The sequence below is a fragment of the Aliirhizobium smilacinae genome (genome assembly GCF_006335145.1).
Lineage (GTDB): Bacteria > Pseudomonadota > Alphaproteobacteria > Rhizobiales > Rhizobiaceae > Neorhizobium > Neorhizobium smilacinae.
On sequence record NZ_VDMN01000003.1, the window covers coordinates 244,378 to 258,630 of the forward strand.

Annotated in this window: 10 protein-coding genes; 9 read left to right on the top strand and 1 reads right to left on the bottom strand. The window is 59.4% G+C overall.

Annotated features, from left to right (window positions below):
- Positions 1–198 precede the first annotated feature (198 nt).
- The 4 genes from ybgF to glmM all read left to right on the top strand — a co-directional run bounded on the left by ybgF (position 199) and on the right by glmM (position 6,229).
- On the top strand, positions 199–1,233 hold the full coding sequence (gene ybgF, locus FHP24_RS15880; protein WP_139677204.1) for a tol-pal system protein YbgF: 1,035 nt from the start codon (positions 199–201) through the stop codon (positions 1,231–1,233).
- Between the two features lie 14 nt (positions 1,234–1,247).
- Positions 1,248–2,603: a tRNA lysidine(34) synthetase TilS gene (gene tilS, locus FHP24_RS15885; RefSeq protein ID WP_180356024.1), complete on the top strand. Its 1,356-nt coding sequence runs from the start codon at positions 1,248–1,250 to the stop codon at positions 2,601–2,603.
- A gap of 102 nt (positions 2,604–2,705) precedes the next feature.
- Positions 2,706–4,640 carry an ATP-dependent zinc metalloprotease FtsH gene (gene ftsH / locus FHP24_RS15890; protein ID WP_139677206.1) on the top strand — a complete coding sequence of 645 codons (1,935 nt, stop codon included), beginning with the start codon at positions 2,706–2,708 and terminating at the stop codon, positions 4,638–4,640.
- A 233-nt stretch (positions 4,641–4,873) separates the two neighbouring features.
- Positions 4,874–6,229: a phosphoglucosamine mutase gene (gene glmM, locus FHP24_RS15895; protein WP_139677207.1), complete on the top strand. Its 1,356-nt coding sequence runs from the start codon at positions 4,874–4,876 to the stop codon at positions 6,227–6,229.
- Positions 6,230–6,241: 12 nt separating this feature from the next.
- Here glmM and FHP24_RS15900 read toward each other — a convergent pair whose 3' ends face one another.
- Positions 6,242–8,077 carry a glycoside hydrolase family 15 protein gene (locus tag FHP24_RS15900; protein ID WP_246091777.1) on the bottom strand — a complete coding sequence of 612 codons (1,836 nt, stop codon included), beginning with the start codon at positions 8,075–8,077 and terminating at the stop codon, positions 6,242–6,244.
- A gap of 229 nt (positions 8,078–8,306) precedes the next feature.
- Here FHP24_RS15900 and FHP24_RS15905 point away from each other — a divergent pair, with 229 nt between their 5' ends.
- The 5 genes from FHP24_RS15905 (at position 8,307) to FHP24_RS15925 (ending at position 14,249) form a co-directional block, all read left to right on the top strand.
- The gene (locus FHP24_RS15905) at positions 8,307–9,146 is read left to right on the top strand and encodes an outer membrane protein (RefSeq protein WP_139677208.1); all 840 of its coding nucleotides are present in this window, start codon (positions 8,307–8,309) and stop codon (positions 9,144–9,146) included.
- A 72-nt stretch (positions 9,147–9,218) separates the two neighbouring features.
- Positions 9,219–9,812 (top strand): NAD(P)H-dependent oxidoreductase, encoded by a 594-nt coding sequence (locus FHP24_RS15910; RefSeq protein ID WP_139677209.1) that lies wholly within the window; start codon positions 9,219–9,221, stop codon positions 9,810–9,812.
- Positions 9,813–10,016: 204 nt separating this feature from the next.
- Positions 10,017–11,198: a phosphoserine transaminase gene (locus FHP24_RS15915; protein ID WP_139677210.1), complete on the top strand. Its 1,182-nt coding sequence runs from the start codon at positions 10,017–10,019 to the stop codon at positions 11,196–11,198.
- Positions 11,199–11,291: 93 nt separating this feature from the next.
- On the top strand, positions 11,292–12,887 hold the full coding sequence (gene serA / locus FHP24_RS15920) for a phosphoglycerate dehydrogenase (protein WP_139677211.1): 1,596 nt from the start codon (positions 11,292–11,294) through the stop codon (positions 12,885–12,887).
- Between the two features lie 288 nt (positions 12,888–13,175).
- Positions 13,176–14,249, top strand: coding sequence for a Tim44 domain-containing protein (locus FHP24_RS15925; RefSeq protein ID WP_139677212.1), 1,074 nt, complete (start codon positions 13,176–13,178; stop codon positions 14,247–14,249).
- The last annotated feature ends 4 nt before the right edge of the window (positions 14,250–14,253 follow it).

A 14,253-nucleotide genomic window follows, 5' to 3' on the forward strand; every position in this document is an offset into this window, starting at 1 on the left:
TCTTGGTCTCGGGTTCAGGCCCGGCAAAGATGACAATTTGTTAAGAAAAGGTGGCCTTGCGGCCACCTTTTTTGTTTTTCCTTAGTTTGGCCCCGTTTCCCTTCATTTTGAACGTCGGCTTAGTTGCTTTTTGACGGCAGGTAATAAAAATCGGGTCTTGCGCCAATCCGGCGCAAATCAGAGAGCAGGACGAACGACATGAAGAAAATTGTCTTGGCAGCGATGCTAGGGCTGGCGGCAATGGCAGGTCCCGCAGGGGCCTTCTCACTCTCATTGCCGAAACTCTTCCAAGGCGAGCACAGTGCTCCGCAACAGCCACAGGCCGAAGAACGGCCGGTGATCCTGGCGCAGAGCAATGACGCCGTTCGTGGCCAGCAACTCCAGGAAGAGATCCGGCAGCTCAACGGCCGTATCGAGGAAATGAGTTATCAGCTGCTGCAAATGCAGGAGCAACTGCGCAAGACGCAGGAAGATAACGAATTCCGCTTCCAGGAACTGGAAAAGAAGAAGAGAAGCGATTTGGGCGACACGACCGGGCAACCGGCCGTGGCGTCCAGCCGCCCTTCCTCTTCTCAGCCGTCTACTCCGCCACAATCCTCGTCCAGTAGCGACGATGTCGCCCGGATCATCGAAACTCCCTCCGATAACGGAGCAGGCGGCGCTCCACAGGGCAATTCTGCGCCGGCTCCGACCACGCTCGGCTCGATGGAATTCGATCAGAACGGCAACCCGGTCGGTGCGAACCGCAACAATGATGCTCGAAATTCGTCGGCTTTGCCGGGTGTCGAGATGGGCAAGCCCCGTTCCGGCCAGACATCGCCGAGAGATCCGCAGCAGACAGCATCACTCGGCAGCGAAAGCGATGCCTACAAGATCGCCTACGACCATGTGCTGACGGGCGACTATCAGCTCGCTGAGACCGAGTTCTCCAGCTACATTTCCGCCTATCCGAAGAGTACCCGCCTTGCTGACGCAAATTTCTGGCTCGGCGAAGCGCAATATTCGCAGAGCAAATATAACGAGGCGGCGAAGACCTTCCTCAATGCGCACCAGACCTACGGCAAATCGCCCAAGGCGCCGGAAATGCTGCTGAAGCTCGGCATGTCGCTTGCCGCGCTGGACAATAACGAAACTGCCTGCGCGACCTTGAAAGAGGTGCCGCGCCGCTATCCAAGTGCCGCCAAGGCGGTGCTTTCGAAGGTCAGCAGCGAACAGAAGCGTCTCGGTTGCTGATAGGCGGCAGCGCCGTGCCCACTTTCTCAGATCAGAGCTCTTCTCCTTGTAAGGCTGCCGAGGCGCTGATTGCGCGACTGGCGGGCCCGAGCACGATCCTTGCCGCGGTTTCCGGCGGAAGCGATTCGATCGGCCTTCTTCTTGCTTTTCATCAGGTACTTGCTGCAGATGCGCGACATGGCCACAAGCTGGTGGCCGCGACCGTGGATCACGGACTTAGGCCTGAGGCTGCCGATGAGGCCGATGCCGTCTTCCGGCTTTGCGCAGAGCTGTCCATTCCTCACATCATCCGACGCTGGGATGGCGAAAAACCGAAATCCGGTATTTCGGCGGCATCCAGAGACGCGCGCTATCGATTGCTGATCGAAGCTGCCGATTCGCTCGATGCCGACGTCATCATCACCGGCCACACGCTCGACGACCAGATAGAGACGGTCAGCATGCGTGCTGCCCGCAGTGACTCGGAGTCCAATCTCGGCTTGGCAGGCATGGCTGAAGCCGTGCTTCTTGATCGGCGCCGCTGGTTGCTGCGCCCGTTTCTTGCGACGCGGCGTGAGGCAATCCGTGACTTCCTGCTTCGACAGGGCAGGGGATGGGCCGACGATCCGAGCAATGCCGATCGTCACTACGAGCGCGTTCGGGTGCGGGAAAGTCTGGTGGATCGGTCTGATGCGCTGCTGGAGGCCATTCAATCTGCAGCGCGGCGGCGTAGTCGGCTTGCCGAGGAGGCTGCCGAACTTGCCCGCCGTCATCTGCGCGTCGAGCACGGTGTTCTGGCCCGGCTTGCCCCCGAAGCTTTGAGCGAACAGTCCGAGACATTACGTCACCTGCTGGCAAATCTGGCTGCCATTCTCGGTGGGCGGCAGCATTTGCCTGCGGCCACGACGATGGATCGCGTCATGGCAATGCTCGATGGGCGCCATATGGGGCGAACGACGGCGGGGCGCGTGATGTTCGATCTCAGGCGACAGGGTCTTTTCATGCATCGCGAAAACCGGGATCAGGTCGTGACCAGGGTTGACGAAGGTGAAACTGTTGTGTGGGACGGACGCTACCGGATTGGAAACCTGTCGGATGATTTTGTCACGGTTGGTGCGAGTTCTGCGGACCGCAATCTGGCAATCGCACTGTTCCCCGACGCACCTCCGGCCATCGCCATGCGAGCTATGGGTGTGATGCCCGACATCACAGCTGCTGCGCCGTCATCGAACGGAATCAATAAAGCGAGTGTGATCGCCGAGCCGATCCTCGCCCCCTACGACCGTTTTTTGCCGCAGTTTGATCTTATTCTGGCGTCTGAGTTGGGACTTTCGTTCGGATGTGATGAGTTTCCCGCCGCTCCAATTAAGGTTTTCGAGCGGAAAAGCTAAACGGCGAGGTCGCCTTGCCTTGGCAAGGGCGTGACGCAACCTTATGTTATGGGCAAGTAAGGCGGTCGCTTCAGCGGCAGCCATCGCATTCCGGGGAGTTCGATGAACCCAAATTTCCGTAATTTTGCCCTCTGGGCTATCATAGCCCTCTTGCTGATCGCCTTGTTCAGCATGTTCCAGACGGCGCCGTCGCAGACCAGTTCACGCGAAGTTCCGTATTCGCAGTTTCTGAAGGATGTGGATACAGGTCGCGTTCGCGATGTCGTGGTGACGGGCAACCGTGTCCTGGGCACCTATGCCGAGAATGGCCAGAACTTCCAGACCTATTCGCCTGTAATCGACGACTCGCTGATGTCGCGCCTGCAGGAGAAGAACGTCACCATCGTCGCTCGGCCCGAAACGGATGGTTCGTCCGGCTTCCTCAGCTATCTCGGCACGCTGTTGCCAATGCTTCTGATCCTTGGTGTCTGGCTGTTCTTCATGCGTCAGATGCAGGGCGGATCCCGCGGCGCCATGGGTTTTGGAAAGTCCAAGGCCAAGCTTCTCACCGAAGCGCACGGTCGCGTGACGTTTGAAGACGTTGCCGGTGTGGATGAAGCCAAGCAGGATCTCGAGGAAATCGTCGAATTCCTGCGCGACCCGCAGAAGTTCCAGCGCCTTGGCGGACGCATTCCGCGCGGCGTGCTTCTCGTCGGCCCTCCGGGTACCGGTAAGACGCTTCTTGCCCGCTCGGTTGCCGGTGAAGCCAATGTGCCGTTCTTCACGATTTCCGGTTCGGACTTCGTCGAAATGTTCGTCGGTGTCGGTGCATCGCGTGTGCGCGACATGTTCGAGCAGGCCAAGAAGAACGCACCCTGCATCATCTTCATCGACGAAATCGACGCCGTTGGCCGTCATCGTGGCGCAGGCCTCGGCGGCGGTAACGATGAGCGCGAACAGACGCTCAACCAGTTGCTGGTCGAGATGGACGGTTTCGAAGCCAATGAAGGCGTGATCCTGATCGCCGCAACCAACCGTCCAGACGTTCTTGACCCGGCATTGCTGCGTCCAGGCCGTTTCGACCGTCAGGTCGTCGTGCCTAACCCGGATATCGTCGGCCGCGAGCGCATCCTCAAGGTTCATGCCCGCAACGTACCGCTTGCTCCGAACGTCGATCTCAAGGTTCTGGCTCGCGGTACGCCCGGATTCTCCGGCGCCGACCTGATGAACCTCGTCAACGAATCTGCCCTGATGGCTGCGCGCCGCAACAAGCGCCTCGTCACCATGCAGGAATTCGAGGACGCCAAGGACAAGATCATGATGGGTGCGGAGCGCCGCTCCTCCGCCATGACCGAGGCCGAAAAGAAGCTCACCGCCTATCACGAAGCCGGCCACGCCATCACGGCTCTCAAGGTTGCGCTTGCCGATCCGTTGCACAAGGCGACGATCATTCCGCGCGGCCGTGCGCTCGGCATGGTCATGCAGTTGCCGGAAGGCGACCGCTATTCGATGAGCTACAAGTGGATGGTGTCGCGGCTGACCATCATGATGGGCGGTCGTGTCGCCGAAGAACTGACGTTCGGCAAGGAGAACATCACATCCGGCGCGTCGTCGGATATCGAGCAGGCGACCAAGCTTGCCCGTGCGATGGTGACGCAGTGGGGCTTCTCCGACGTGCTCGGCCAGGTCGCTTATGGTGAGAACCAGCAGGAAGTCTTCCTCGGTCATTCCGTGTCGCAGTCGAAGAATGTCTCCGAAGCGACCGCACAGAAGATCGATACCGAAGTGCGTCGCCTCATCGATGAGGCCTATCAGGAAGCCCGTCAGATCCTTACCGACCATCACGATGGTTTCGTGGCGATCGCCGAGGGTCTGCTGGAATATGAGACGCTGACCGGCGAAGAGATCAAGGCGCTGATCAGGGGCGAAAAGCCGGCACGCGATCTTGGTGACGATTCGGCGCCGAACCGAGGTTCGGCCGTGCCATCGACCGGTGCCAAGAAGGACGAGCCCAAGGGCGGTGAGCCTGAAGCCGGCCTCGAGCCGCAGCCGCACTGAGTGAACTATAGGAACTGAACATGGCCGCCGTGGAGTGATCCACGGCGGCCATTTTATGTTAACGATGACTTATCCGGTCACGGGATATGATCGGCTTTGACGCTAATTTAAGTGCTTGGGCCGCGTGACTGTGGCATGAGCCGGATAAATGCCGATCCCAGAAGACGCGGCAGCGGGCCATAGGTTGATCCTGTCCCGCAGCGCGAGGATCGCGCGATGACGAAGGAGATTACATGGCACGCCGCTATTTCGGTACCGATGGTATCCGTGGGCATTCGAATGTCTTCCCGATGACGCCCGATCTCGCAATGCGGGTCGGCATTGCCGTCGGCACCATTTTCCGCAACGGCAGCCACCGTCACCGTGTCGTGATCGGCAAGGACACTCGTCTTTCCGGATACATGCTCGAAAACGCAATGGTGGCCGGTTTTACCGCCGCGGGCCTCGACGTTTTCCTTCTGGGTCCAATTCCGACGCCGGCCGTCGCCATGCTGACAAGGTCGCTGCGCGCAGACGTCGGCGTGATGATCTCGGCATCCCACAACCCGTTCGAGGACAACGGCATCAAGCTGTTCGGTCCCGATGGTTACAAGCTTTCCGACGAACTGGAGATGCGCATCGAGGATCTGCTCGACAGCGACCTTCATGCCCAGTTGGCGAAATCCGCCGATATCGGCCGTGCAAAGCGCGTAGAAGGTGACATTTACCGTTATATCGAGCAGGCCAAGCGCACGCTGCCGCGTGACGTTACACTGCATGGCCTGCGGGTTGCGATCGACTGTGCCAATGGCGCCGCCTACAAGGTTGCACCTCTGGCGCTCTGGGAACTCGGCGCCGAGGTTGTGACGATCGGTAACGAGCCGAATGGTACGAACATCAATCTCGACTGCGGATCGACCAGCCCGGAAGCACTGCAGAAGAAGGTTCACGAAGTTCGAGCCGATATCGGCATTGCGCTGGATGGCGATGCGGACCGCGTGATCATCGTCGATGAGAATGGCGAGATCATCGACGGCGACCAGCTGATGGCCGTGATTGGCGAAAGCTGGGCGCAGGACCAGCGCCTGACAGGTGGCGGCATCGTTGCGACCGTCATGTCAAACCTCGGTCTTGAACGTTTTCTCGACGACAAGGGGCTGACGCTTGCCCGCACCAAGGTCGGCGACCGTTATGTCGTCGAGCATATGCGCAATCATGACTTCAACGTCGGCGGCGAACAATCCGGCCATATCGTGCTTTCGGATTTCGGCACAACCGGCGACGGTCTTGTTGCGGCGCTGCAGATCCTGGCCTGCGTGAAGAAGCTTGGCCGACCGGTCAGCGAAGTCTGCCGCCGGTTCGAACCGGTGCCGCAGCTTCTCAAGAACGTTCGTTTTTCGGGTGGCAAGCCGCTTGAGGATCTCGTCGTGCGTCAGGCGATTGCCGATGCAGAAGCGGAACTCGGTTCCAAGGGCCGTCTCGTCATTCGCCCGTCCGGCACAGAGCCGCTGATTCGTGTGATGGCGGAAGGTGACGACCGCGGCCAGGTTGAGAAGATCGTCAACGGTCTGATCGACGTCATCGCAAACGTCCGGTCCGAAGCCGCCTGATATTGATGGCGGCTAAGGCCGCCACTCTCTGAATTTCCCGTCGAGAGCGCCATCGAGATAAAAGGCGGCGCTGATCAGGGCGAGGTGGGTGAGTGCCTGCGGGAAATTCCCGAGAAATTCGCCGCGAGGATCGAATTCTTCGGCATAGAGCTGGAGATGATTGCCGAACAGCAGCAGCTTTTCCATGTTGATCTCCGCTTCCTGCAATCGGCCGGCGCGGGCGAGGCATTCGACGAACCAGAATGAACAGGCGCCGAAGAAACCCTCTCTGCCGTCCAGCCCATCCTGCCATTTGTAACGCATGACGAGGCTGTCATCAGCCAGTTCGCGCGATATCGCGTCGAGCGTCGCAAGCCATTTCGGATCGGTGGCGCTGATGAAGCGGACGAGCGGCATCATCAGCATCGAGGCATCCAGTTGCGTGCCGCCTTTTGCATGGACGAAATGGCCGTGCTTCTCGTTCCAGAAATTCGCCCAGATGTCCTCGGTAATCGCATTGCGGGTTTCGATCCACCGGGCAAAAGGGGCAGCCAGCGATCTCTTTTGAGCAAGGCGCAATGCTCGATCGACGGCGACCCAGCACATCAGCCGGGAATGCAGATGTTCCTGCGGTTCGCTGCGCGCCTCCCATATTCCGGCATCCGGCTGCTGCCACACGTCACAGACATGATCGACGACGTTGCGGACGTTCAGCCAGTTCTCATGTGAGATGGAGCCGCCGTATTTGTTGCTGATGTAAATGGAATCGAGCAGTTCGCCGTAGATGTCCAGCTGGATCTGGCCGGCTGCATCATTGCCGATTCTCACAGGGCGTGCGCCGCCATAACCGCGAAGATGATCGAGCGATTCCTCACGCGCCACCCTTGAGCCATCGAGATTGTACATGATCTGGACATTACCGTCGGATCGGTCTGTCCGCTCGCTGATCCAGCGGCCAAAGGCATTGGCTTCATCGAGGTAACCGAGACGCATCAGCGCATAGATCGAGAAGGATGCGTCACGGATCCATGTTGCGCGGTAATCCCAGTTGCGTTCGCCACCCGGAGCCTCCGGCAGGCCGAAGGTGCCGGCTGCGGCAATGGAGCCGTATTCGGCTGAGGTCAGCATTTTCAATGTAAGCGCAGATCGGGTAACCGAGGCGCGCCAGCGACCGCGATAGGTGGATTTTTTGGCCCAGCCCTGCCAGTACGCATTTGTCTCGCGAAGAACGGCGTCGATCTTTTGCGTGTCTGGCGCATTGCGCGTCTCGTCGCCATCCAGCGTGAAGTCGATCGTTTCGCCGCATTTCAACGAGAATTCCGCCAAGGCCGCTCCATGCTGGACATGGAAGTCCACTGCGGCTGACAGGCGAAGGGTGAAATCACCACAATGGAAAAAGACGTGGCCCTTGCCGGTCTTCACCTTCGGCGTGTTGCGGGCGTAATCGAATCGCGGCCAGCATTTCAGCTTGAAGGTCACCTTGCCACGCGTGACCGTCACGCGGCGGATCAGAGAGGATGGCTCATCCAGGTTTTGCGGCAGCGGCATGAAGTCGACAATCTCGGCGCTGTCGCTACTGCCGAGCCATCGGGTCAGCAGAACATTGCTTTCGGGAATGTACATCTGCAGGCGCCGTGCGCCGTCCATCTGCGGCGTCAGTTCGAACGCGCCGCCCTGATCGGGGTCGAGGAGAGCGGCGAATATGCTAGGGCTGTCGAGGTTCGGCCAGCACAGGTAGTCGATCGTGCAATCCTTGGCGACGAGCGCGATCGTGCGCATGTTGCCGATGGCGCCATGCTCGGCGATGGGTCGGGGGACATCGACGGTGTGTACCATCGATTTGCCCGCATCGTCTTTCGAATGCTTCAATGCCGGTCCTTTCGCGTTGCGCATGTCAACGCTGGAAAAGGATATCGGCTCCCTTGAAGTGATGCTGAACTTTGCGTGATGCGCCAAGTAACGCTTCTGTTTCGCAATGGAGCAGATTGGTAAACGGCTATGGTTAAGTGGGGCTTAACCTTTATCATTCATTCTCCATGCCAAATAGGGTGGTCGTGCGTGCGGCACGCCATGCATGACGAAGCTTGGAGAAGCGAACATGAAGATGCGCCTTGCAGCCACGGTTGCTGCGGCAATGCTGCTGGCCGGCGTTGCCCAGTCGGCAGACCTCTATCAGCCCCAGCCGGCGGAACCGATCATGGATGCGCCGGAAGTGACGGTGCAGGAAGCGACCGGATGGTATCTCCGGGGCGATGCCGCATATTCGTTCAACAAGCTTCGCGGCGCTGAATATTTCCAGGGATCGAACGCCAATCGTGTCGATTTCGACCGTGCGGAGTTGAAAGACAGTTTCGCGCTCGGCATGGGTGTCGGTTATCAGGTCAACAGCTACCTGCGCACCGACCTGACATTCGACTACCTCACCAAGTCCGACTTTCGTGGTGGGACCACCGGCGAGTGCGGCGTGGGCGTGCCCTGCACCTCGCGTGACGTTGCTTCGCTTCGCGCCTATTACCTGATGGCGAACGCCTATGTCGATCTCGGCACATACGGTCTGTTCACGCCCTATCTCGGCGCTGGTATCGGCGGCGGTTACGTAAAGTGGGGTAACCTGCGCAATACGATCTGCGACGACCCGGCGGCTGGCGGTGACTGCTACAGCAATGACCACAAGGGCAGGGCAAAATGGCGGCTGGCCTATCAGTTCATGGCCGGCACTGCGATCGACCTGACCTGTAACCTGAAGGCCGATGTCGGTTATCGCTTCCGTCACACTCTGGCTGGTGACATGTTCGGTTACGACGACAATGGCGGCCCTGGCAGCGACAAGGGCTTCTACAGCCACGAGGCGCGCGTCGGCGCCCGTTATATGTTCAACAATAACTGTGATGCACCTGTGGCCTACGAGCCGGCTCCGGAACCGATCGTCTACAAGTGAGTTGGTATCACGAACATCAAAGCCGCCTTCGGGCGGCTTTTTTGTTTCGAGCGATCACTCAGGAGGTTCCGCATGCATGCGCTTATCGTCTTACCGCATCCCGTTTCGACGTCGCTGTGTCATGAAATCGCGAGGCGTGTGGGGCAGGGCATAATTCATTCCGGTTCCGGCAATACATTCGAGATAGCCGACCTTACGGCTGAAGAGTTCGATCCGCGATTTTCTTCCGCCGACTTTGCTGCACATCGTCATAGCGGCGCGCCGTCAAAGGACGTTGTTGCCGAGCAGGAGCGAATCGATCGGTCGGATGCCCTGGTTCTGGTGTTCCCCATCTACTGGTGGGCGATGCCGGGTCTTCTCAAGGGGTGGATCGATCGGGTTTTCGCCAATGGTTGGGCCTATGATGACAGCGGCGAAAAGGTGATCAAGAAACTCGGCCATCTGCCGATCCATCTGGTCGGCATCGGTGGTGCAGATATCGGCACTTATGAGCGGCACGGTTATCTTACGGCAATGAAGACGCAGATCGACCACGGAATTTTCGACTATTGTGGCTCGCCGGTCGTCACTTCCAAACTTCTACTGGAATCGGACGGCCCTGACCAAACCGTCAACCTAAGCGCCGGATATACCATCGGCTCGGCGATTTTCCGGACAGGAAAATAGAATGATAACATCGTTATAAGCTGAGTTGTCCGGACCGTGGGAGACAGGCGGAGCAAATGCCTGCTTTCATGCATCTAGTGGAGGCGCGGCAAAATATCCGTCTTCTGCGACATGCGCCGCTTGACTGTGAAACGGGACGAATATATCCCAATCGGCGGGACACTCCTCCCCAACGAGGAGCCAATTACCTGGAAGGGTATACATATGGCCAATGCCGCCGCAAAACCGGACATCCGTCCGAACAATACTCATTTTTCTTCTGGCCCTTGCGCCAAGCGTCCCGGATGGTCGCTTGAAGCGCTTTCCGATGCCCCGCTCGGTCGTTCGCACCGCGCCAAGGTTGGCAAGGACAAGCTGGCACAGGCCATCAATCTCACCCGTGAAGTCCTGAACGTTCCGGCGGATTACCGCATCGGCATCGTTCCCGCCTCCGATACCGGCGCTGTCGAAATGGCGATGTGGTCGCTGCTCGGCGAGCGCGGCGTCGACATGGTCGCCTGGGAAAGCTTCGGTGCCGGCTGGGTCACCGACGTCGTCAAGCAGCTAAAGCTCAAGGACGTCCGCAAGATCGAGGCCGATTACGGCCTGCTGCCGGACCTTTCCACGATCGACTTCGACCGTGACGTGGTCTTCACCTGGAACGGCACGACGTCTGGCGTCCGCGTTCCGAACGCCGATTTCATTCCGGCAGACCGCAAGGGCCTGACGATCTGCGACGCCACCTCTGCCGCGTTTGCGCAGGACATGGACTTTGCCAAGCTCGACGTCGTCACCTTCTCCTGGCAGAAGGTTCTGGGCGGCGAGGGCGGTCACGGCATGATCATCCTCAGCCCACGCGCCGTAGAACGCCTGACGACCTACGTTCCGGCCTGGCCGCTGCCGAAGATCTTCCGCATGACTTCGGGCGGCAAGCTGTCCGAAGGCATCTTCAAGGGCGAGACCATCAACACGCCGTCGATGCTCTGCGTCGAGGACTATATCGATGCGCTCAACTGGGCAAAGACGGTCGGCGGCCTCAAAGGCCTGATCGCCCGCGCCGACGCGAACGCCAAGGTGATCTTCGATTTCGTCGAGGCCAACGACTGGATCGCCAATCTGGCGCAGGTCGACGAGACCCGTTCCAACACCTCCGTCTGCCTGAAGATCGCCGACGCTGATGTGGCCGCTCTCGATGCCGATGCACAGGCCGCTTTTGCCAAGGGCGTGACCTCGATCCTCGAAAAGGAAGGCGTTGCCCTTGATGTCGGTGCTTACCGCGACGCGCCGTCCGGTCTTCGCATCTGGGCCGGTGCCACGATCGAAGAGGCCGACATGAAGGCGCTGATGCCGTGGCTGACCTATGCGTTCGAAACGCAGAAGGCCACGCTTGCCAAGGCTGCTGCCTGATCTGATTTCCGGTGCCGCGCTTCTCTCGCATCGAGGGCGGCACCGTTTCATCCCGCATTCTCAAGACTGAACCCTTTTTCAGGAGCCCAGACCATGGCACCTCGCGTACTCGTATCCGACGAATTGTCGGAAACCGCCGTCCAGATTTTCCGCGACCGCGGCGTCGAAGTCGATTTCCAGCCGAAACTCGGCAAGGACAAGGACAAGCTTGCCGAGATCATCGGCAATTATGACGGTCTCGCCATCCGCTCGGCCACCAAGGCGACGGAAAAGCTGATCGCCGCCGCGACCAACCTCAAGGTCATCGGCCGCGCCGGCATCGGCGTCGACAATGTCGATATTCCGGCCGCTTCCAAGCGCGGTATTATCGTCATGAACACCCCGTTCGGCAATTCGATCACGACCGCGGAACATGCCATCGCGCTGATGTTCGCCGTTGCCCGCCAGCTGCCGCAGGCCGATGCCTCGACCCAAGCCGGCAAGTGGGAAAAATCGAAATTCATGGGTGTCGAAATCACCGGCAAGACGCTCGGCGTCATCGGTGCCGGCAATATCGGCGGCATCGTCTGCCGCAAGGCGATCGGCCTTGGCATGAACGTCATCGCCTATGACCCCTTCCTGTCGGCTGAACGCGCCCAAGAAATGGGCGTCGAGAAGGTTGAACTGGAAGACCTGCTCGCCCGTGCCGACTTCATCACCCTGCATGTGCCGATGACGGACAAGACGCGCGGTATCCTGGGTAAGGAAAACCTTGCCAAGACCAAGCCGGGCGTTCGTATCATCAACTGTGCCCGTGGCGGTCTGGTCGATGAGGCAGCGCTTGCCGAAGCCATCAAGTCCGGTCATGTCGCCGGTGCCGGTTTCGACGTGTTCGAAGTCGAGCCCGCCACCGAAAGCCCGCTTTTCGGCCTTCCCAACGTCGTCTGCACCCCGCATCTGGGCGCCTCGACCACGGAAGCGCAGGAAAACGTTGCGCTGCAGGTCGCCGAACAGATGTCGGATTATCTGATCAAGGGTGCGGTTTCCAACGCCATCAACATGCCGTCGATCACCGCTGAAGAAGCGCCGATCCTGAAGCCGTTCATTCGTCTTGCCGACGTTCTCGGCGCCTTTGTCGGCCAGGTTTCGGATGACCCGATCAAGGAAATCGAGATCCTGTTCGATGGCCAGACGGCCAACATGAACACCCGCGCGCTGACTTCCGCACTGCTTGCCGGCCTGATCCGCAACCAGGTGGCCGACGTCAACATGGTTTCGGCCCCGATCATGATCAAGGAAAAGGGCATCGTGCTGTCCGAGGTCAAGCGCGACAAGACCGGCGTCTATGACGGTTACATCAAGCTGACGGTAAAGACCGACAAGCAGACCCGCTCTGTTGCTGGCACCGTTTTCTCCGATGGCAAGCCGCGCTTCATCCAGATCAAGGGCATCAACCTCGATGCCGATGTCGGCGCCAACATGGTCTACATCTCCAATACCGACGTTCCCGGCATGATCGGTTTCATGGGTACGACTTTGGGTGACGCAGGCGTCAACATCGCCAACTTCCAGCTTGGCCGCGAAGTGGGCGGCGGCGATGCCATCGCGCTTCTCTATGTCGACGGCCCGGTATCGGAAGACGTTCTGGCCAAGTTGACCGCCAACCCGGCCGTGCGTCAGGCGCGTCCGCTGGTGTTCAACGTAGAATAAACTCATTCGCGACCATCGATTCCAGCGGCGGTCGTCTCGATTTTTCCTCCCAGGGAAGATGAAAAAAAGGGTCCGGTGCTACGCGCGCCGGGCCCTTTTTGTCTTCGCTGACGATTATGTGATCGGATGACGCTTAAAAACGCCCCTTGGTTGTATTTTCATCAATTGGCTCTCGTTGCCAAGTTCTGTAGCTACTAGGGCGGGAAAAATTGACGGAGGTCCTAAAATTTCCGCCATGGCTCCCCATATCAGGGCAAGGACCGCATCGGGCGGCCAGAGGAGAATTTTATGTTATCCAAGCTTCGGCGTTTCCAGAAACTCTTCGCGATCGTCACGATCGGAATGGCAGTTTCGCTAACTGCCGTCGATTTTGCGGAGGCGCGTCGCGCCGGCGGCGGTTCCAGCTTCGGCAGCCGCGGCACGCGCACATTCGCGGCACCGCCGGCCACCAGCACTGCACCGGGTGCAGCCAGTGGCATCAACCGCTCGATGACCCCGAACACGCAGCAGAATGCGGCAAGCCCTGCCAATGGCATGGGCGCGCAGGCAGCACAGCAGCGCCGTCCGGGCATGTTCGGTGGTATGTTTGGCGGCATTCTCGGTGGTCTTGCGCTCGGCGGCCTGTTCGGCATGCTGATGGGCGGCGGTTTCGGCGGTATGGCCGGCTTCTTCGGAATGCTGCTGCAGATCGCGCTGATCGCTGGTCTCGCAATGCTGGCCTTCCGCTTCTTTGCCCGTCGCCAGCAGCAGCAAGCAGCCGGTCCGGCCGGTAACGCCCGCAACAGCTACGGCTCTGATGATCAGGCACAGCAGCACAACAACGCCTATCAGCAGGCACCGCAGCAGAATCAGGGCGGTTTCCAGATCCCGAAGATCGGTTCGCTCGGCGGCGGCGCTGGCGGATTCGGTGGTGGCCATCAGGCTGCTCCGCGCCAAGCAGGCCCGGATACGGACGAAATCGGCATCACCAGCCGAGACCTCGGCCAGTTCGAAAAGCTGCTGACCGACGTGCAGGGTGCTTATGCAGACGAAAACTATGCCAAGCTGCGTGACCTCACCACGCCGGAGGCCATGTCTTATCTGGCCGAAGAACTGGGTGAAAACGCAACCAACGGCGTGAAGAACGAAGTTCGCGACGTAACCCTGCTGCAGGGTGATCTTGCCGAAGCCTGGCGTGAAAACGGTCAGGAATTTGCGACGGTCGCAATGCGTTACTCCTCGGTCGATTTCCTGCGCGACCGCAAGACCGGCGAAGTTGCCGATGGCGATCCGAATGCGATCACCGAAACTGTGGAAGTCTGGACCTTCGTGCGCAAGCCGGCCAATGACTGGAAGCTTTCGGCAATCCAGTCTGCTGCCTAAGGCA

What these genes read in the sequence shown, in the direction of transcription:
- ybgF (WP_139677204.1), top strand. Translation starts at nt 199, where the DNA reads ATGAAGAAAATTGTCTTGGCAGCGATGCTAGGGCTGGCGGCAATGGCA.
- ftsH (WP_139677206.1), top strand. Translation starts at nt 2,706, where the DNA reads ATGAACCCAAATTTCCGTAATTTTGCCCTCTGGGCTATCATAGCCCTC.
- glmM (WP_139677207.1), top strand. Translation starts at nt 4,874, where the DNA reads ATGGCACGCCGCTATTTCGGTACCGATGGTATCCGTGGGCATTCGAAT.
- FHP24_RS15905 (WP_139677208.1), top strand. Translation starts at nt 8,307, where the DNA reads ATGAAGATGCGCCTTGCAGCCACGGTTGCTGCGGCAATGCTGCTGGCC.
- FHP24_RS15910 (WP_139677209.1), top strand. Translation starts at nt 9,219, where the DNA reads ATGCATGCGCTTATCGTCTTACCGCATCCCGTTTCGACGTCGCTGTGT.
- FHP24_RS15915 (WP_139677210.1), top strand. Translation starts at nt 10,017, where the DNA reads ATGGCCAATGCCGCCGCAAAACCGGACATCCGTCCGAACAATACTCAT.
- serA (WP_139677211.1), top strand. Translation starts at nt 11,292, where the DNA reads ATGGCACCTCGCGTACTCGTATCCGACGAATTGTCGGAAACCGCCGTC.
- FHP24_RS15925 (WP_139677212.1), top strand. Translation starts at nt 13,176, where the DNA reads ATGTTATCCAAGCTTCGGCGTTTCCAGAAACTCTTCGCGATCGTCACG.